General features: G+C 63.7%; 17 protein-coding genes. 4 read left to right on the forward strand and 13 right to left on the reverse strand.

Translation table 11 applies throughout. From position 1 onward, the window contains the following. Positions 1–71: 71 nt before the first annotated feature. From OEG81_RS09235 to OEG81_RS09250, 4 genes are all read right to left on the reverse strand, one after another. The gene (locus OEG81_RS09235; protein ID WP_264128941.1) at positions 72–434 is read right to left on the reverse strand and encodes a DUF488 domain-containing protein; all 363 of its coding nucleotides are present in this window, start codon (positions 432–434) and stop codon (positions 72–74) included. A gap of 15 nt (positions 435–449) precedes the next feature. Continuing rightward, positions 450–1,847, reverse strand: coding sequence for a class II fumarate hydratase (gene fumC / locus OEG81_RS09240; RefSeq protein ID WP_264128942.1), 1,398 nt, complete (start codon positions 1,845–1,847; stop codon positions 450–452). Positions 1,848–1,974: 127 nt separating this feature from the next. Further along, a complete protein-coding gene (locus OEG81_RS09245; protein ID WP_264128943.1) occupies positions 1,975–3,000 on the reverse strand; it encodes a type I glyceraldehyde-3-phosphate dehydrogenase in 1,026 nt (341 codons plus the stop codon). Between the two features lie 131 nt (positions 3,001–3,131). Further along, positions 3,132–4,670, reverse strand: coding sequence for a CoA-acylating methylmalonate-semialdehyde dehydrogenase (locus OEG81_RS09250; RefSeq protein ID WP_264128944.1), 1,539 nt, complete (start codon positions 4,668–4,670; stop codon positions 3,132–3,134). Positions 4,671–4,841: 171 nt separating this feature from the next. On the opposite strand from OEG81_RS09250, the gene OEG81_RS09255 reads away from it, so the two are divergent. Then, entirely contained in the window at positions 4,842–5,774 is a 933-nt protein-coding gene (locus OEG81_RS09255; protein WP_264128945.1) for a LysR family transcriptional regulator, read from the forward strand. 88 nt (positions 5,775–5,862) lie between these two features. Here OEG81_RS09255 and OEG81_RS09260 read toward each other — a convergent pair whose 3' ends face one another. From OEG81_RS09260 to OEG81_RS09270, 3 genes are all read right to left on the reverse strand, one after another. Next, the gene (locus tag OEG81_RS09260; RefSeq protein ID WP_264128946.1) at positions 5,863–6,636 is read right to left on the reverse strand and encodes an SDR family oxidoreductase; all 774 of its coding nucleotides are present in this window, start codon (positions 6,634–6,636) and stop codon (positions 5,863–5,865) included. Positions 6,637–6,665: 29 nt separating this feature from the next. Beyond that, positions 6,666–7,817 carry a glycerate kinase gene (locus OEG81_RS09265; protein ID WP_264128947.1) on the reverse strand — a complete coding sequence of 384 codons (1,152 nt, stop codon included), beginning with the start codon at positions 7,815–7,817 and terminating at the stop codon, positions 6,666–6,668. A 63-nt stretch (positions 7,818–7,880) separates the two neighbouring features. Beyond that, on the reverse strand, positions 7,881–8,852 hold the full coding sequence (locus tag OEG81_RS09270; protein ID WP_264128948.1) for a D-2-hydroxyacid dehydrogenase: 972 nt from the start codon (positions 8,850–8,852) through the stop codon (positions 7,881–7,883). A gap of 116 nt (positions 8,853–8,968) precedes the next feature. On the opposite strand from OEG81_RS09270, the gene OEG81_RS09275 reads away from it, so the two are divergent. Beyond that, positions 8,969–10,813 (forward strand): alpha/beta hydrolase family protein, encoded by a 1,845-nt coding sequence (locus OEG81_RS09275; protein WP_264128949.1) that lies wholly within the window; start codon positions 8,969–8,971, stop codon positions 10,811–10,813. A gap of 24 nt (positions 10,814–10,837) precedes the next feature. Further along, entirely contained in the window at positions 10,838–11,449 is a 612-nt protein-coding gene (locus OEG81_RS09280; protein WP_264128950.1) for a glutathione S-transferase family protein, read from the forward strand. 554 nt (positions 11,450–12,003) lie between these two features. On the opposite strand, the gene OEG81_RS09285 is transcribed toward OEG81_RS09280, so the two are convergent. From OEG81_RS09285 to proC, 6 genes are all read right to left on the reverse strand, one after another. Then, a complete protein-coding gene (locus OEG81_RS09285) occupies positions 12,004–12,705 on the reverse strand; it encodes an ABC transporter ATP-binding protein (protein ID WP_264128951.1) in 702 nt (233 codons plus the stop codon). Next, positions 12,706–13,473: a high-affinity branched-chain amino acid ABC transporter ATP-binding protein LivG gene (gene livG / locus OEG81_RS09290; protein WP_264128952.1), complete on the reverse strand. Its 768-nt coding sequence runs from the start codon at positions 13,471–13,473 to the stop codon at positions 12,706–12,708. After that, positions 13,470–14,696, reverse strand: coding sequence for a high-affinity branched-chain amino acid ABC transporter permease LivM (locus tag OEG81_RS09295; RefSeq protein ID WP_264128953.1), 1,227 nt, complete (start codon positions 14,694–14,696; stop codon positions 13,470–13,472). Before OEG81_RS09295 ends, livG begins: the two co-directional genes overlap by 4 nt. Then, entirely contained in the window at positions 14,696–15,622 is a 927-nt protein-coding gene (livH, locus tag OEG81_RS09300; protein WP_264128954.1) for a high-affinity branched-chain amino acid ABC transporter permease LivH, read from the reverse strand. The genes OEG81_RS09295 and livH overlap by 1 nt, the downstream gene beginning before the upstream one ends. 105 nt (positions 15,623–15,727) lie before the next feature. Next, positions 15,728–16,849 (reverse strand): high-affinity branched-chain amino acid ABC transporter substrate-binding protein, encoded by a 1,122-nt coding sequence (locus tag OEG81_RS09305; RefSeq protein WP_264128955.1) that lies wholly within the window; start codon positions 16,847–16,849, stop codon positions 15,728–15,730. A 234-nt stretch (positions 16,850–17,083) separates the two neighbouring features. Next, complete coding sequence (gene proC, locus OEG81_RS09310) at positions 17,084–17,917, reverse strand: pyrroline-5-carboxylate reductase (RefSeq protein WP_264128956.1); 834 nt, start codon at positions 17,915–17,917, stop codon at positions 17,084–17,086. Positions 17,918–18,098: 181 nt separating this feature from the next. Here proC and ugpB point away from each other — a divergent pair, with 181 nt between their 5' ends. Then, complete coding sequence (gene ugpB, locus OEG81_RS09315; protein ID WP_264128957.1) at positions 18,099–19,406, forward strand: sn-glycerol-3-phosphate ABC transporter substrate-binding protein UgpB; 1,308 nt, start codon at positions 18,099–18,101, stop codon at positions 19,404–19,406. Positions 19,407–19,499: the final 93 nt, after the last annotated feature.

Below are 19,499 nucleotides of genomic sequence, written 5' to 3' on the forward strand. Positions count from 1 at the left end.
ACAGGCTGTTGAATGCCCGGGCATTTCCCGTGCCCGCGCCGATGGCGGGCCGGCATCAGCGTTCCATCGTTTCAGTATAGTCGGTCGATCTCCGCCGCCAATATCAAGGCATGATTGTGCCGCTCGTCCTTGGCGGCATAGACCAGGGTGATGGCTTTGCCGTCCGCCGCCTCGATCAGTTCGCGCATGCGCGCGACCTGATCGGGCGCGCGCAGTTCGGTCTGGTAGCTGTCGCGGAACTGATCCCAATGCTCCACCTTGTGGCAGAACCACTTGCGCAATTCCGGACTGGGCGCCAGGTCCTTGTTCCAGACGTCGTATTTCAAGTCCTGTTTGGATACGCCGCGCGGCCACAGGCGATCGACAAAGACCCGATAGCCGTCCTTTTCGGCGGCCGCCTCGTAGGCGCGCTTGATGTGCACGTGCTTTGCCATGGCCGCCGCGTCTTCCTAGCCAGTATGCGTCATGTCGATGGGCTTGATCCACGCGTCGTACTGCTCCGCGTCGACGTAGCCCAGCGCCAGGGCCGCCTCGCGCAGGGTGGATTTTTCCTTCTGCGCCTTCTTGGCGATGGCCGCCGCCTTGTCGTAGCCGATGTGGCGGTTCAGGGCCGTCACCAGCATCAGGTTCTTTTCAAGATTCTCGGCGATGCGTTCGCGATTGGGCTCGATGCCGACGGCGCAGTGGTCGTTGAACGCCAGGCATGCGTCGCTGAGCAGCTCTATGCTTTCCAGCACATTGTGCACCATGACGGGCTTGTAGACGTTGAGCTGGAAATTGCCCTGGCTGCCGGCGAAGGCCGTGGCGGCGTCGTTGCCGAAGACCTGCACGCACACCATGGTCATGGCTTCGCACTGGGTGGGATTGACCTTGCCCGGCATGATGGACGAGCCCGGTTCGTTGTCGGGAATGATCAGTTCGCCGATGCCGCAGCGCGGGCCACTGGCCAGCCAGCGCACATCGTTGGCCATTTTCATCAGGGCGCCGGCCAGCGTGCGCAAGGACGCCGACAGATTGACCAGCGCGTCATGCGCCGACAAGGCGAAGAATTTGTTTTCGGCGGAACGGAAGGGCAATCCGGTGATCTCCGCGATGTGCCCGGCCGCTGTCTGTCCGAAGCGGGGATGCGCATTCAGGCCCGTGCCGACCGCCGTGCCGCCGATGGCCAGATCGTAGATTCCGGGCAGAGCCGACTGGACCGCGTCCAGCGCGAAATCGATCTGCGCCACCCAGCCGCCGATCTCCTGGCCCAGCGTGATGGGTGTGGCGTCCTGCAAATGGGTGCGCCCCGTCTTGACGACTTCGTCATAGGCCTCGGCCTTCTCGGCCAGCGTGGCGCGCAGTGCGCCAACCGCGGGGAAAAGCTTGCGCGCCAGCTCCTGGGCCACGGCGATATGCATGGCCGTGGGAAAAGTGTCGTTGGACGACTGGCCGCGATTGACGTGGTCATTGGGATGCACGGGCTTCTTGCTGCCGCGCTCGCCGCCCGCCAGCTCGATGGCGCGATTGGAAATGACTTCGTTGGCGTTCATGTTGGACTGCGTGCCCGAGCCGGTCTGGAAAACCACCAGCGGAAACTCATCGTCCAGCTTGCCTTGTATGACCTCGTCGGCGGCCTGCGCAATCAGGGCGGCAATATCCTGGGGAAGCTCGCCCAGCTCGGCATTGGCTTGCGCGGCCGCCTTCTTCAGTATGCCCAGCGCCGAGATGACCGGGGGCTGCCACTTGAATCGAGCCACGCCTATGGGGAAATTCTGGATCGAACGCTGGGTCTGCGCACCCCAGTAACGGGATGCGGGAACCTGGATGTCCCCCATGGAATCGGTTTCGATGCGGGTCGCTGCCATACTTGCTCCTGTTGGTGAAAATTGCCGGGCCCGGTATGCCGCCGGACTCCATCCAGACTTCAACTATACGCCTGTAGCGGTCCCGGCTACCCGTATAACGGGGCGGCCGTCATGGTGATGCGGTCAGTCAGAAGCGGTCCGACCAGGCCTTGGCCACGTCCAGCATGCGGTTGGCGAATCCCCATTCGTTGTCGAACCACACGAACAGATTGGCGAAACCGTCGCCGTTCGTGCGGGTCTGGCTGCCGTCGACGATGGCCGAGTGCGGATTGTGGTTGAAATCGACCGATGCATGCGGATGATTGGAATACGCCAGCAGGCCGGCATAGCGATTGGTGGATTCCATCAGCAAGGCGTTCAGCTCCGGCACAGTGACGTCGTTTTTCAGTTTGACCATCAGGTCGATGGCCGAGACGTTCAGTATGGGCACGCGTATGGCCTTGGCCTGGACCTTGCCCGCCAGCTGCGGCAGCAGGCGCTCCACCCCCTGGGCCAGCCCGGTGGCGACCGGGATGATGGACTGCATGGCCGAGCGGGTGCGGCGCAAATCGGAATGATGGTAGCCGTCTATCATGGGCTGGTCGTTCATGACCGAATGCAGGGTCGTCAGGAAGGCATGGTCCACCCCGAAGGCGGCGTCCAGTTCAGCCAGGACGGGAACGATGGCGTTGGTCGTGCACGAGGCGTTGGAAACCAGTGCTTCCCGGCCGGTCAGGCCCGCATGGTTGATGCCGTAGACCACCGTGTAGTCGACATCATGGGCGCTGTTGGCCGGCTGGGAAACCAGCACCCTCGGGCAGCCCGCATCCAGGAAGCGCTGCAGCTGTTCGCGCGAGCCGTAGCGGCCCGAGCATTCGAGCAGCATGTCGATGCCCAGGCTTTTCCAGTCGACCTCTTCGGGCTTGCGCGCATGGCTGACCTTGATGGCCTGGCCGTTCACCACGAGATCGCTTCCCGCCTGCTCCACTTTGCCCGGAAACACGCCATGGGTGGAATCGAACTGCGACAGATAGGCCATGGTGGCCAGGTCGGCGGGTTCGTTGATGGCGACGATCCCGAAGGCATCGCGCAAGGGCGACTCGTGAAGGGCTCGCAATACGCAGCGGCCTATGCGGCCATAACCGTTGATTGCCAGGCGTAGGGGACGACTCATGCAGCGCTCTCGAATGGGACGGTGGGGAATGCCGTCACTTTACTACTTATGCAAGGAAGAAGGCGGGACGCCGCAAAGCCCCCGCCTTCCACGGATGCGGAGCGCCGGCGAAGGCGCGCCCCTTGCCCCGCCTACATCGTCGGCATGATGAACTCGTTGCCCTTGGCGATGTTTTCCGGCCAGCGCTGCATGATGGATTTCTGCTTGGTGTAGAAGCGCACGCCCTCTTCCCCATACGCATGGGTGTCGCCGAACAGGCTGCGCTTCCACCCCCCGAAGCCATGCCACGACATGGGAACGGGGATGGGCACGTTCACGCCCACCATGCCCACCTGTATGCGACGCGAGAACTCGCGGGCCGCATGGCCGTCGCTGGTGAAGCAGGACACGCCGTTGCCGAACTCATGGCGGTTGACCAGGTCGATGGCCGCGCCCAGGTCGTCCACATGCACGCAGGCCAGGACGGGGCCGAAGATTTCCTCTTTGTATATTTTCATGTCGGGCGTGACCTTGTCGAACAGCGTGCCGCCCACATAGAAGCCGTCTTCGTGGCCGGCCACCTTGTAGCCGCGGCCGTCGACCAGCAGCTCGGCGCCCTGCTCCACCCCCAGCGCGATATAGCTTTCGATGCGCTGCAAGGCCTCCCTGCTGACCACGGGGCCCATTTCGGCGTCCAGGTTCATGCCGTCCTTGATGTTCAGGGACCTGGCGCGCTCGGCCAGCGCGGGCATGATCTTCTTGCCGACATCGCCGACCATCACGGCGACGGATATCGCCATGCAGCGTTCGCCCGCCGAGCCGTAGGCCGCGCCCACCAAGGCATCCACCGTGCGCTCGATATCGGCGTCGGGCAGGATGACCATATGGTTCTTGGCTCCGCCCAGGGCCTGCACCCGCTTGCCGAAATGCGCCCCGCGCTCGTAGATGTATTGGGCGATGGGCGTCGATCCGACAAAGCTCAGCGCCGCGACGTCGGCATGCTCCAGCAAGGCGTCCACCACGGCCTTGTCGCCCTGGATCACGTTGAACACGCCATCGGGCAGGCCGGCCTCCTGGAACAGCCTGGCCATGAACAGCGAAACGCTGGGGTCGCGCTCGCTGGGCTTCAAGATGAAGGTGTTGCCGGCGGCGATCGCCACCGGGAACATCCAGCACGGCACCATGCAGGGAAAGTTGAACGGCGTAATGCCGGCCACGACGCCCAGCGGCTGGCGCAAGGTCCAGTTGTCGATGCCGTTGGCGACCTGCTCGGTGTAGTCGCCCTTGAGCAGCTGCGGTATGCCGCAGGCGAATTCGATCACGTCGATGCCGCGCGCGACTTCGCCCTGCGCATCGGTGAACACCTTGCCGTGCTCCGCCGTGATCATCGCCGCCATGGCGTCGACGTTGTCGTTCATCAGGCGCAGGAAGCGGGACATGATGCGCGCGCGGCGGACGGGCGGCGTGTCGGCCCAGGCCTGCGCAGCCGCCTTGGCCGCCGCGACCGCCGCCTTCACATCGTCGTGGGTGGACAGCGCCACCTGCCGGGCCACCTGGCCCGTGGAGGGATTGAATACGTCCTGCTTGCGGCCGCCGCTGGCGGGCTGGAGCCGGCCGCCGATGAAGTTGACGACATCGCCGCTGTCGACATAGGCGGCAACGGGGGCGGTCCGGGTATTCTGGTCTTTCACTACAGTCTCCTGGTGGATGCGGGAATGCGAAAAGTATAGGTAGCGCCGCCGCGCCATACAAGGCTTTATGGCTGGATACATTGTTTAATTTATTAGACAATGATGATCGCGCGCATTGGGCGCGCGCCAAGCATCGGATAAGCGGCCGGATTGCGGCCGCCAGGGAACCCCGTGAAAGAACACCAGAAGGAACTGCTTTGGTCGCACATATACTGGCTGGGCACGCTGGGCGCCGCCGGTAGCTATACCGCGGCCGCCAGGCGGCTGGGCGTCAGCAAGGGCGCGGTCAGCCTGCGTATCGCGGAGCTTGAACAGTTGTCGGGCGTCGCCCTGGTGCGCCGCACGACCCGCAGCGTGCGCCTGACGGAGGCCGGCCAGGCCCTGGTGGACGGCACCCGCCAGGCCTTCCTGGCCATCGAGCAGAACTTCCACAGCATACGCGACCTGGCGGATGAACCCCGCGGCGTGGTGCGCGTTACGGCTCCGGTGGCGCTGGGACGGCAGAAAATCATCCCGCTGATCAGCGCCTTCCTGCAAGACTGCCCCGACGTGCGCATTGAAATCGAGCTGTCCGACCATCTGAGTTCACTGGCGCAGGAAGGCTTCGACCTGGCCATACGGCATGCCAGCCAGGTTCCTGAAACCCACGTGGCATGGCTGCTGCGCCCGACCACCACCCTGTTGGTGGCCACGCCGGCTTACCTGACCGATCGCGGCACGCCCAAGGCGCCCGAAGACCTCGCCGGCCATAACTGTCTGTATTACCTGCGTTCGGCGCCCTCGCCCGCCTGGAGCTTCGCCCGCGTCCGGCGCCCGGAGGAACGGCGCAGCGTGGCGCTGCGGGGAAACTTCTGCGCCAACAACAGCGAAGCGCTGCGCGAACTGGCCCTGGCCGGCCAGGGCATCGCCCTGCTGCCCGATTTCAGCGCACAGGACGACGTCGACACGGGAGCACTGGTTCAGGTCCTGCCCGGCTGGAAGCCGGTGGGAGCCTTCGGCGATGCCATCTATGCCATCCGCCCCTACAGCGCCTATGTGCCGCGCGCCGTGCGCGCCTTCGTGGAACATCTTAAAGCGCAATTGGGCGCCAAGGCCGGCGGATAAGCCGCCGCCCCTGCGCGCCGTCCGGCGCATCTTCGGGCTGAACCGAAGGCTGCCTGGGCGCCAGCGAACGCAACGGCCGCGCGATGAACTAGAACGTGATCGAGAAGCCGCCGTCCACCACCAGGATATGGCCGTTCACATACGAGGCGCTGGGCGAGGCCAGGAAGACGGCGGCTCCGGTGATTTCAGCGGGATCGGCCCAGCGCGCCATGGGGTTGCGTCCCACGACGATGGGGCCCTTGATGGGATCAAGAGCCAGGTCGATGTTGGTCTCGGTTGCGAAGGTGCCGGGTGCGATGCCATTGCTGGTGATGCCTTGCCCGCCGTATTCCACGGCCAGGGCCCGCACCATGCCGGCCAGGCCCTGCTTGGCGACCGGGTAGATGGCATCGCCGGCCCGCGCCAGCTCGCCCGCGATCGAGGTCAGCGTGATGAAGCGGCCGGGGCGCCCCTGCTCCACCATGGCCGCCGCCGCCAGCTTGGAAAGATGCAGCGCCGCGAGCAGGTCCACGTTGATCAGTTCCAGCATGTCCGTCAGGGTGGCCTCCGCCAGCGCCTTGCGTATGCGGATGCCCACGTTGTGAACCACGATGTCCGGCGTGCCCGTGCGCTCGCACAGCGCCTGGAAGGCCGCGGCCTGGCCGGCCAGGTCGCCGATGTCGCAGACGAAGGGATGGACGGCATGGCCCTCCACCGTCAGCCCATCCACGGCGGCCTGGACGCGGTCGCCGTGCCGGCCGTTGATGATCACGCGCGCGCCGCTGGCGGCATAGGCCCGTGCAATGGCCAGGCCCAGCCCCTGAGTGGAGCCGGTGATCAGGGCCAGTTTGCCTTGAAGCGAGAAGTCGGGTGCGCGGATCATGGTATGGGATGGTGCTGGAGAGGCCCTTTTCAGCTGGCGGCGAGCGCCGCCGCCCGCCCGGACAGCCAGACCCGCGCGCAGTCGCCCGCGCGCTGGCGCAGATAGCCTTCCGCCTGCGAGCAGGCCTGCTCCAGGGTAATGGGGCCGGGCGCCAGGCTGAAGGCCGCCGTAATGCCGGCCGCGTACAAGGCCTCGTAGCCTTCGCCCAGCGATCCGGCGATGGCGATGACGGGGATGCCCTGGCGCTGCGCATAGCGCGCGACACCCGCCGGCGTCTTGCCCAGCAGGGTTTGCGCATCCATGCGGCCTTCGCCGGTGAATACCAGGTCGGCCCCGCGCATTGCCTCGGCCAACCCCAGGAGCTCGGCCACCAATTCCACGCCCGGCCTGAAGCGGGCCTTGAAGCAGGTCTTGACCGCAAAGCCCAGGCCGCCCGCCGCGCCCATTCCGGGCACGTCGCGCTCGTCTTTATGGAACTGGCGGGCGCACACGTCGGCGAAGTGGCCGATGGCCGCGTCCAGGACGGCGACATCGGCCGGGGACGCGCCTTTTTGCGGGCCGAAGATGGCCGAGGCCCCGCGCTCGCCGCACAGCGGATTGTCGACATCGACGGCAATCTCGAACTCGACCTGCGCCAGGCGCGGATCGACCTCGTCCAGGGACAGGCGATCCAGCATCTGCAAAGCCGCCCCGCCCGCCGGGAGCTCCTGGCCCTGCTTGTCCAGCAGGCGCACGCCCAGGGCCTGGAGCAGGCCGGCCCCCGCGTCGTTGGTGGCGCTGCCGCCCAGGCCCAGCACGATATGCCGGGCGCCGGCATCCAGCGCGTCCTTGATCAGTTGCCCCACGCCGTAGCTGCTGGCCTGCAACGGCCGGCGCTCGGCGACCGGAATCTGCTCCAGTCCCCCGGCGGCGGCCATTTCAATAAAGGCCTTGCCATCGCCCAGCCAGCCCCAGCTGGCATCGCAGTCTTCGCCGTTGGCATTGAGCACGGCGACCTGGCGGCGCTCTCCTGAACTGGCGGCCAGAACGGCATCGAGCGAGCCTTCGCCGCCGTCGGCCATGGGAACACACACCGTCTCGGCCTGCGGGAAGGCATCGCGCACGCCCGCTTCGATGGCCGCCGCAACCGACGCCGCGCTAAGGCTTTCTTTGAATGAGTCAGGAGCTATCACAACACGCATTTAGGGGAACCTTGATGGAAAGGGGAAATACTCGATGAGGATTCCAGGGCCTGTCAACAGGCCCTAGCCTGTCACCACGTTGCGGGGAGCGCCGCGATGGAAGGCCTCGATATTGTCCACGAGCTGGTCGGCCAGGCCCTGCATGGCCTCTTCGCTGGCCCAACCCACGTGCGGAGTCAGGATGAAATTGGGCAGATCCAGCAATTGCACCAGGACATGATTATTTTCGGGGGGCTCCGGCGCCGTGACGTCGAAGCCCGCTCCGCCCAGTTGCCCGGAGCGCAAGGCCTCGGCCATCGCCTGTTCATCGACCAGGCCGCCGCGCGCGGTGTTGATCAAGAGCGGCTTGCGCTTCATCCGGGCAAATTCGGTCGCGCCGATCAGATTGCGCGTCTGGTCGTTCAGGGGGCAATGCAGGGTGATGACATCGCTTTCCGCAAGCAGTTGCTCAAACGGCGTATACAGGCTGCCCTGCTTGCCCGCCCCTTTGCGGCCGGCGAACAGCACGCGCATGCCCAGCGCCCGCCCGATGGCCGCCACCGCCTGGCCCAGCGCGCCTTCGCCGATGATCCCCAGCGTGGATCCGGCCAGGTCCTTGATCGGATAGTCGAAGTAGCAGAATTGCTGCGCGTCGTACCAGCGCCCGGCCTTGACCGACTCGCGGTAGGCGACGATGCTGCGGCGCAAGGCGAAGATGAGCGCAAAGGTGTGCTCCGGCACGGTATGCACCGCGTACCCGCGTATGTTGGACACGGTTATGCCTTGCTTTGCGCAGGCGGCCAGATCGACGTTGTCGGTGCCGGTGGCGGCGACGGCCACCAGCTTCAGGCGGCTGGCCTGCTCGATGGCTTCCTGGCGCACGGGCACCTTGTTGGTGATGACGATGTCGGCGTCGGCGATGCGTTCGGCCACCTGTTCGCGGCGGCTGCGGCCGAATACCCGCAGTTCGTGCTCGAACGACAGCGGACGCAATGAGGTTTGCGGGGAAATGGTGTCCCGGTCCAGGAACACCACCTGCAGGGGTCGATCAGCCATGAAAAGTCCTTCCGTTGCGGTAAGCGCTATGCATGCGCGGTAATCCGATATAGTAATGGGATTCTCCCATTTCTCAAGCAGGCGCGGCATGCCGCGCTTCAAGGATGTCTTCGCCCATGCCGCCAAGAAAGTATGCCGTCCAGGACTTTTTCCGCAACCCCGACCGCGGCTTTTTCCGCTTGTCCGACGACGGCGCCACGCTGGGCTTCATGGAACCGGTCAGCGTGGATGGCGGTCCGGCCCGCATGAATATTTTCGTGCAGGCGCTGCAAGGCAGTACGCCTGTGGGACCCGCGCGGCGCCTGACGGGCGAAACCGAAAGGGACATCGCTCAGTTCTTCTGGAAAGGCTCGGGCACCGTCATTTATGAAAAGGATTTCAACGGCGACGAAAACTTTCACGTGCTGGCCGTGGATGCCGCCACGGGAGCGCTGACCGACCTGACTCCTTTTCCGGGCGTGCGGGCCGGCATCCAGGACGACCTTCCCGACGATCCCGACCATGTGCTGATCAGCCACAATGGCCGCAATCCGGAAGTCTTCGACGTCTACAGGGCCGACATACGGACCGGAGAGCTCGTACTGGTGGCCGAGAACCCCGGAAACATCGTCGGCTGGCAAACCGATCACCAGGGACGCGTGCGCGCGGGCATCGCCAGCGACGGACTGCACACCACCCTCCTGTATCGCGATACCGAACAGGACGAGTTCCGGGCCATTGTCACCAGCGATTTCCGCACGGTCGTCAGCCCCGAGTTCTTCGATTTCGACAACCGGCGCTTCTATGCGTTGAGCAATCGCGGCCGCGACTGCCTGGCGCTGGTGCTGATCGATCCGGCCGCGCCGGACGAAGAGACGATGATTTTCCAGGCCGAGGGCCACGACCTGGACGGAGCGGCCTATTCGCGCTTGCGCAAGGTGCTGGCCGTGGCGGCTTATCAGACCGACAAGCCCCAGTACCATTTCTTCGATGAAATCAGCGCGCAACGCTATGCGCGGGTGTCGGCCAAGCTGCCGGGCTACGATATTTCATTCCAGAGCGGCACGCGCGATGAAAGCAAATTCATCGTCGCCGCCTACAACGACCGCAGCCCCGGCAGCCGCCATATCTACGACGCGGAAAGCGATACGCTGGACAAGCTGGCGGACATCAACCCGGTGCTGGCCGAAGCGGACATGGCGCCGGTGCGCCCCATACAGTACGTATCGCGCGACGGCCTGGTCATACATGGCTACCTGACGCTGCCGCAGGGCCGGCCGGCGCAAGGCCTGCCCTGCATCGTGAATCCGCATGGCGGGCCCTGGATGCGGGACGGCTGGGGCTTCAATCCCGAGGCGCAGTTCCTGGCCAATCGCGGCTACTGCGTGCTGCAGATGAATTATCGCGGGTCGACGGGCTATGGCCGCGAGTTCTGGGAAGCCAGTTTCGGCCAATGGGGGCTGCGCATGCAGGACGACATCACCGATGGCGTGGAATGGCTGATCGCTCAGGGCATAGCCGATCGGGACCGCATTGCCATCTATGGCGGCAGCTACGGCGGCTATGCGACCCTGGCGGGCATTGCCTACACGCCCGATCTTTATGCCGCGGCGGTAGACTATGTGGGCGTGTCCAACCTGCTGACTTTCATGAATACGATACCGCCCTACTGGAAACCGATGCTGATCAAGATGCACAGCATGGTGGGCGATCCGGAGACCGACCGCGAACGGCTGGTGGCGACGTCCCCGGCGCTGAACGCGGACAAGATCAGGACGCCGCTGTTCATTGCGCAAGGCGCGCACGATCCGCGCGTGAACAAGGACGAAAGCGATCAGATGGTCGCCGCGCTGCGGGCGCGCGGGATCGAGGTCGAGTACATGGTGAAGGACAATGAGGGGCACGGTTTTCACAACGACGAGAACAAGTTCGAGTTCTATGAACGGATGGAAGCTTTTCTTGACGCGCACTTGAATCCTTAACTCATCTTTAGAAGGAAACACACGATGAAGCTCTATTACCTGCCGGGCGCCTGCCCTCTCGCCTCGCACATTGCCCTGGAATGGATAGGCAAGCCCTATGAAACGCAGGCCGTGGGCCGCGACGAGCTGAAGCAGGCGCCGTTTCTTTCCTTGAATCCGCTGGGCGCGGTGCCGGTGCTGGTGGACGGCGATCTGACGCTGACGCAAAGCGCGGCGATCCTGGAGTATCTGGCGGAGCTGAATCCGGAAGCCGGGCTGATGCCCGATACGCCGCGCGGACGCGCGGAGGTGCGCCGCTGGCTGGGCCTGGTGAATGCCGATATTCACCGGACGTTCGCGAATATTTTTGCGGCGGGCTATTTTGCGGGCGACAGCGAGGAGTTCCAGCGCAAGCTGAGCGAAACGTCCGCCGCGAAGCTGGTGCAGTTGTTCGGCGTGGCGGACAAGCAGCTGGAAGGCAAGGACTGGATAGCGGGAACACGCTCGGTGGCGGATCCGTATCTGTACACGGTGTTGCGGTGGGCGAAGGCGAAGAATGTGGACCTTGGGTCGATGAAGAATCTGCAGGCCTTCCATGCGCGGATGGAAGCGGATCCTGGCGTTCAGGCGGCGCTGAAGGCGCAGGGGCTTTCCTGAGCCTGAGCCCTCAATCGATGGGATTCAGGTCAAGTCTTGGAACCGTACATTGCCATTGATCTGATGGTGTGTGATTGCGTCGCCATCCAGGTTTTCTAAAGCGGCGCGGCGGGCAGGCCGGGGCCGCGCTCCCATCGCTGCGGCCCTTCGGGCTTCCCTTGTCCCGGCTTTCCAGCGGAGGACGTGCGCGAACTCACAAATGATCAGTCCACCCGGACTGATCATTTCCTCAGACAGCGCGCACTCTTACGCCCCCGCTTCCAAGCCAGGCCTGCGGCTTGCTCAACGGTCGCCCGGCCCCGGCCTGCCCGCCGCGCCTTGAAGCCTCGGAATCATCCACCATGAGAACGAGCCAGGAATATGGACTGCACGCGCCATCGCGTTTATGTTGACGTGCGATTCACGACATCGCCGCCGCGATTCGAGCAGGATGCATGCCCGGCAAAGACGTTGTGAGGGGCCGAGTCTTGCTTGCAGGCGCCATGTGCAATGCAAGACATGGCCCCACCAAGCTCCCGGCGTCCGGACGCCGCGAGGCACCCGGCATTCCCGTATCAGGCGCCCAGATAGGCTTTGCGGACTTCGTCGTTGACGAGCAGGTTGGCGCCGGTGTCGGCCAGGACGACCTTGCCGGTTTCCAGCACGTAGCCGCGATCGGCCACCTGCAGGGCCTTGTTGGCGTTCTGCTCGACCAGGAAGACGGTGACGCCCTCGTCCCGTATGGTGCGGATGATGTCGAAGATCTGGGCGATGATCAGCGGCGCCAGGCCCAGCGTGGGTTCGTCGAGCAGCAGCAAGGTGGGCTTGGTCATCAGCGCACGGCCGATGGCCAGCATTTGCTGCTCGCCGCCGGACATCGTGCCGGCGCGCTGGTTGGCGCGCTCGCGCAGGCGGGGGAACAGTTCGTAGACGTGGTCCAGGCCTTCCTCGACTTCTTTCGATTTCAGGAAGAAGCCGCCCATCTTCAGGTTTTCCGAGACGGTCAGGTCGGGAAAGACGCGGCGGCCCTCGGGAGAGATGGCGATGCCCCGGCGCATGACGATGTGGGTGTCGGCCTGGGTGATGTCTTCGCCCAGGAATTCGATGGAACCGCTGCTGGCCCGGGGCGAGCCGCAGACGGTCATGAGCAGCGTGGTCTTGCCCGCGCCGTTGGCGCCGATCAGGGTGACGATCTCGCCTTTGTTGACTTCGACCGAAACATCGTTAAGCGCCTGGATAGCACCATAGTAGGTATGTACGTTTTGGAGCTTGAGCACTTATTCTTCCCCCAGATAAGCTTTGATGACACGAGGGTCGACGCGAACATCGGCCGGCAGGCCGGTGGTGATGGGCTTGCCGTGCTCCATGACCAGGATGCGGTCCGATACGCCCATGACCAGGCTCATGTCGTGTTCGATGAGCAGGACGGCCACGCCGAACTCGCGGCGCAACTGGTCGATGAGCTGCTGCAGATCGCGTTTTTCCTGGGGGTTGAGCCCCGCCGCCGGCTCGTCCAGCATCAGCAGGCGCGGCCGGGTGATCATGCACCGGGCGATTTCCAGGCGGCGCTGGTGGCCGTAGGCCAGGTTGCCGGCTTCGCGGTTGGCGAACTGCCGTATGCCCATGAAGTCCAGCCAGTCGACGGCGTTCCTTTGCGCTTCCTGTTCCGAACGGCGATAGGACGGCACCTTGAACAGGCCGGGCAGCAGCCGGGTTTCGATGTGGGTGTGCTGCGCGACCAGCAGGTTCTCGAGAACGGTCAGGTTCTTGAACAGCCGCACGTTCTGGAATGTGCGGACCAGGCCGTGCTGGGCCACTTTATGGCTGGGCAGGCCGTTGATCCGCTTCCCGTCCATCAGGATGTCGCCCGTGGTGGGCTTGTAGAAACCGCCCACGCAGTTGAACACCGTCGTCTTGCCGGCGCCATTGGGGCCGATGATGGCGAAGACTTCATCGCGCTTCACGTCGAACTCGACCTGGTCGACCGCAAGCAGACCGCCGAACCTCATCGTAAGGCCAGATACCTTAAGCAATACCTCGCTCATACTTTCAACTCCACCTGCGGGCGCTTGACGGGCAGCAGGCCTTGCGGACGCCACATCATCATCAAGACCATCACCAAACCAAAAATCAACATGCGGTATTCCGCGAATTCACGCGCTATCTCGGGCACCACGGTCAGCACGATGGCGGCCAGAATGACACCCACCTGCGATCCCATGCCGCCCAGCACCACGATGGCCAGGATCAGCGCCGATTCCATGAAGGTGAAGGATTCGGGATTGACCAGCCCCTGGCGCGCGGCGAAGAAGGCGCCGCCGAAGCCCGCGAACATGGCGCCCATGGTAAAGGCGGACAGCTTGATGCGGGTGGGGTTCAGGCCCAGCGAACGGCAGGCGATCTCGTCCTCGCGCAGGGCTTCCCACGCGCGGCCGATGGGCATGCGTATGACGCGGTTGGACACGAACAGGGTCAGCAGCGCCAGGCACAAGGCCATCAGGTACAGGTAGATGATGACGTCCTGGTTGTCGAAGTTCCACCCCACCAGTTCATGGAAGGTGGTGACGCCCTCGGGCGCGCGGCGCGCCATGGGAAACCCCAGCACCGTCGGCTTGGGAATGCCGGATATGCCATCGGGCCCGCCGGTCAGGGAATACAGGTTGATCAGCAGCAGGCGGATGATTTCGCCGAAACCCAATGTGACGATGGCCAGGTAGTCGCCGCGCAGGCGCAGCACCGGAAAGCCCAGAAGGAAGCCGAACAGCGCCGACATGGCGCCCGCGAAGGGCAAGGCCTCCCAGAAGCCCCAGCCCGCCCAGTGGTACAGCAAGGCATAGGTGTAGGCGCCCACGGCGTAGAAGCCCACGAAGCCAAGGTCGAGCAGGCCGGCGAAACCGACCACGATGTTCAGGCCCAGGCCCAGCATGATGTAGATGAGCACCAGGGTGGCGATGTCGACCTGCGCCCGGCCGGTGAAGAACGGCCAGACCAGCGCGATGGCGATCAGCAGGAAGATCAGGCCGCGCCGCGCGGGCTCGCTCAGCACCGGCATCGCGCGGGCCTTGCCGCTGCGCTTGAACAGGCGGGCCAGAAAAGGCCTGACCACCTGGAATATGAATACGATGGCCATGCCGCCCAGTATCATGTTCCATTCGGGCTTGAGGTGGGTTTGCATGCCGCTGCGGACGATCTGCAAGCCGAAGACGGGCGCGATGATGACCCCGGCCATGAAGGCCGCGATCAGCGCGTTCTTGATGTTGTTACCCATTACACTTTTTCCACTTCGGGTTTGCCAAGCAGGCCGGTCGGCCGGAACAGCAGGATGAAGACCAGCAGGCCGAAGGCGACGATATCCTTGTACTGGGACGAGATGTAGGCGGCGGCGAAGGTCTCGGCCAGGCCCAGCAGGACTCCCCCGAGCATGGCGCCGGGAATGCTGCCGATGCCGCCCAGCACGGCGGCGGTGAAGGCCTTGATGCCGGCAATGAAGCCGATGAAGGGATTGAGCTTGCCGATGGCCAGCGCGATCAGGACCCCGCCCACGGCGGCCAGCATGGCGCCGATGATGAAGGTGAAGGAAATGATGCGGTTGGTATCGATGCCCAGCAGGTTCGCCATGCGCAGGTCTTGCGAGCAGGCCCGCGAGGCGCGTCCGACACGCGAATACTTGATGAACAGCGACAGCGCGATCATCAGCAGTACGGTGACGACGATGATCATGATGCGCGAATACGGCGCGGTGATGACGAAGTCGGAACCCATCTGGAACTGGACCGAGCCGGTGACCAGGGCCGGAACGGCCATGTCGCGCGCTCCCTGGCCGATGGCCACCCAGTTTTGCAGGAAGATGGACATGCCGATGGCGGATATGAGCGGGACCAGGCGCGGACCGCCGCGCAAGGGCGCATAGGCGACCTTTTCGGTGGCATAGCCGTATACGCCCGTCACCAGCACGGCGACGATCAGCATGACGAGAATAAGTATGGGCAGCGGCAAACCGCTGGTCACGCCAATGGCGGACAAGGTAACCAGACCGACGTACGCCCCTATCATGTAGATTTCGCCGTGCGCGAAATTGATCATGCCGATGATGCCATAGACCATTGTGTAGCCGATGGCAATGAGCGCATAGATGGCGCCCAGCGACAAGCCGTTGAACAGCTGTTGCGTAAGTTGGGGTATGAGTTCAGACATAAAACGGATATTCCGTAACGTTGGCCGGGCAAAGCGGCGCGGACCAAGCGGGAAAAGAAAAGAAATGCTCCAGCCTTTGGCAGGCTGGAGCATGCAGCGCTGCGTTTAGAGTTTCAGCTGCTCGAGGTTGCCGGCCTTGTCCCACTTGAAGACGGCGAATTCAAATTCCTTCAGGTCGCCCTTGGCGTCGTATTCGACCTTGCCGATGGATGTATTGAATGTATGGCTGTGCATGTAGTCGGCCACCTTGTTGGGGTCTTCGCCCACGGCGTTGATGCTCTCGGCCAGGATCTGCACGGCGGCGTAGGCGGTCAGGGTGAAGGCGCCGTCCGGGCTGCGCTTGGCCTTCTTGAAGTGCTCGAGCACTTTCTCGTTGCCGGGCAGCTTGGTGAAGTCGGAGGGCAGCGTAACCAGCAGTCCTTCGACGGCGGGGCCGGCGATGGCGACCAGGTCTTTATTGGCCACGCCCTCGGGGCCCATGAACTGGGTCTTGAGACCTTGCTCGCGCGCCTGGCGCAGCAGCAGGCCCAGTTCGGCGTGGTAGCCGCCGAAATAGATCAGGTCGGGATCGAGCGACTTGAGCTTGGTGATGACGGCGGAGTAATCGCTGTCGCCTACGTTGATGCCCTCGAACAGAGCCACTTGGGCGCCGCCCTTGGTGAGGTTGTCGCGCACTTGCGTGGCAACGCCCGAGCCATAGGTTTGCTTGTCGTGCAGGATGGCGACCGTCTTGGGCTTCAGGTGCTTGATGATGTAATTGGCGGCGAACGGACCTTGCTGGTCGTCGCGTCCGATGGTGCGGAAGAAATAATGCGGCTTGATGGTATCGGTGACCAGCGGCGAGGTGGCCCCCGGAGTGATGGCGACGATGCCCTCTTGTTCGTACACGTTCACGGCGGGCACGGTCGTGCCCGAGCATGCGTGGGCCACGGCAAACTTGGCGCCGGAGTTGATGACGCGGTTGGCGGCCGGAACGGCCTGCTTGGGTTCGCAGCCATCGTCGATGAGCAGGGGTTCGAGCTTCTTGCCCTTGACGCCGCCCGCCTCATTGATGGCTTCGATGGCTGTCAGCGCGCCGGCCTGGATTTGGTCGCCGTACTGGGTGGCGGGCCCGGTCATGGGCTGGGGAATGCCGATCTTGATGGTATCGGCGGCCAGGGCGCTGCCGGCGATGGTCATGGCGCCCAGGGCCATGACTAAGGGTGATACTCGTTTTAGGAACTTCATGCCTGCAAATCTCCGGTTAAGCCCGCCGTATAAGCGAATTCATGTTACGAATTCACATGCTTTGTTACGGCAAGCCATGTTATTAGCTTCCGCCTGAAACGGCTAGCGTATTCTGACGATACACTGAGTGCATGTCACTACGGATAAGCCCTTACGGAAGCGCCTTTATTTCAATCATGAAAAGGCGTATTTGAGGCCTGCGGCCCGGCGCGGGGCGGGCTGCAGGCCTGGAGCTTACTTGGCAAATTCGCTGGACAGCTCGGCGGCCCGCTCGCGCGCCGCCTGCATGGCCTGCTGGACGATGGCCGGGAATTCCTTGCCGTTCAGGACGTCCAGCGCGGCGGCGGTCGTCCCGCCCCTGGAGGTGACGCGTTCACGCAGCACCGCCAGGCTTTCATGCGACAAGGCTGCCAGCTGCGTGGCGCCATTCAACGTGGCCAGCGCCAGGGTGCGGGCCTGGTCGTCGCTCAGCCCCAGATAGATGCCGCCCTTGATCAGGGATTCGAGAAAGAGGAAGACATAGGCCGGGCCGCTGCCCGACAAGGCGGTGACGGCGTCGATCTGGGCATCGCTTTGCACCCAGACCACTTCGCCCACGGCACGCATGAGCTGCTGCGCCACGGCCCTGTCGTCCTCGGATGCGCCGTCCAGAGCCATGAGGCCGCTGGCGCCCGAACCGATCAAGGCCGGAGTATTGGGCATGCAGCGCACCAGGCGGGTCCATGGCCGCCCCGCTCCGCCCAGCCATTGGCTGATCGTCTCGGCGGAAATGCCGGCCGCGATGCTGATGACCAGCGTGTCGTCCTGCAAATAAGGCCGGCAGCTTTCGACCGCCGCCTTCAGATACTGGGGCTTGACGGCGAAGATCCATACGCGGCGGCTGGAAAGCACGGCGTCGGGCGCGCTGGCGGTCGTCACGCCCTGCTGCGCCCACTTATCCAGGACGGGCTGATTGACATCGACGACATGCACATCGTGCGCGCCGCAGCGCTTGCCGATGAGGCCCGCCGCCAGGGCGGTGGCCATATTGCCGCCGCCGATAAAGGCAATGGTGAGTTCTTGGTTCATAAGGCCGACATTGTACGGTTTTCGGGGCCGGGACAGGGGTATATTTGCATTGACCTGCCGTGTGGAATGTCGTTACAGTCACGCCAACGTCACAAACACGTCATAAGCTTATACGGCTTACACATGACGGTCGCCGGCCGATCGGGCCGGGACAGAACAGGTTTTTTAGGAGAACACCATTATGCGAGCGAAGTTTTTTGCATTATCCCTGGCCGGCATGATCGCCGGCATCGGTTCGGCCCACGCGGCCACCGACATCAATTTCTGGCACTCCATGCAAGGGGCCCTGGGCGAGCGCGTCAACGGCCTGGTGAATGAGTTCAACAAAAGCCAATCGGACTATGTGGTCCATGCCATCTACAAGGGCGCCTACGGCGAATCCATGAACGCCGGCATCGCGGCCTTCCGCGCAGGCAACGCTCCCGACATCCTGCAAGTGTTCGAAGTGGGCACCGCCACCATGATGTATGCCAAGGGCGCCATCCAGCCTATCCAGGAAATGTCGGAAAAAGCGGGCGACCCCATCAATCCGGCCGACTTCCTGGGCGCTGTCGCGGGCTACTACTCCTCGTCCGACGGCAAGCTGGTGTCCATGCCCTTCAATAGCTCGACACCTGTTTTCTATTACAACAAGGATGCCTTCAAGAAAGCCGGCCTCGACCCCGAGAACCCGCCCAAGACCTGGAAGGAAGTGGCCGAGGCCGGCAAGAAGCTGCGCGCCGCCGGCCTCGAGTGCGGCTACACCACCTCGTGGCCTTCCTGGGTCCAGCTGGAAACCTTCGGCGCCTGGCACAACACGCCCTATGCCTCCAAGGACAACGGCTTCGGCGGGCTGGATGCGCGGCTGCAAATCGACAAGCCCCTGTTCGTGCGTCATATGACCTTCCTGGCGAACATGTCCAAGGAAGGCACCTTCACCTACGGCGGGCGCGGCGACGCCTCCGGCGCCCTGTTCACCTCGGGCAAGTGCGGCATGTTCACCGGCTCCAGCGGCAACCGCGCCAACATCATCAAGACGGGCGGCTTCGAATTCGGCACATCCAGCCTGCCCTACTACGATGACGTCAAGGGCGCTCCGCAAAACACCATCATCGGCGGCGCCTCGCTGTGGGTATTCGCCAAGAAGAGCCCGGAAGTCTACAAAGGCGTGACCAAGTTCTTCAAGTTCATCTCCAGCCCCGAGAAAGCCGCTGAATGGCACCAGGGCACCGGCTATGTGCCGGTGACCAAGGCCGGTTTCGAGCTGACCAAGAAATCGGGCTTCTACGACAAGAATCCGGGCACCGAGGTCGCCGTCAAGCAGCTGGACGCCACCACGACGGAAAACTCGCGCGGCGTTCGCCTGGGCTACCTGCCGCAGATCCGCGACATCGAAGACGGCGAAATGGAGCAGATCTTCTCGGGCAAGGTCACCCCGGAAGCCGGCCTCCAGAACATGGTCAAGCGCGGCAACGAACTGCTTGAGCGTTTCGAGAAAAGCGTCAAGTAAAACCTTGGACTAAAATCGCAGCCGTGGGGCATGGCCGTATTTAGGCCATTTCCCGCGGTTTTTCGCTTATGCGACAATAGCGCCTTTTTTTGC

Origin of the sequence: Pollutimonas sp. M17, assembly GCF_025836975.1 — a bacterium.
Lineage (GTDB): Bacteria > Pseudomonadota > Gammaproteobacteria > Burkholderiales > Burkholderiaceae_B.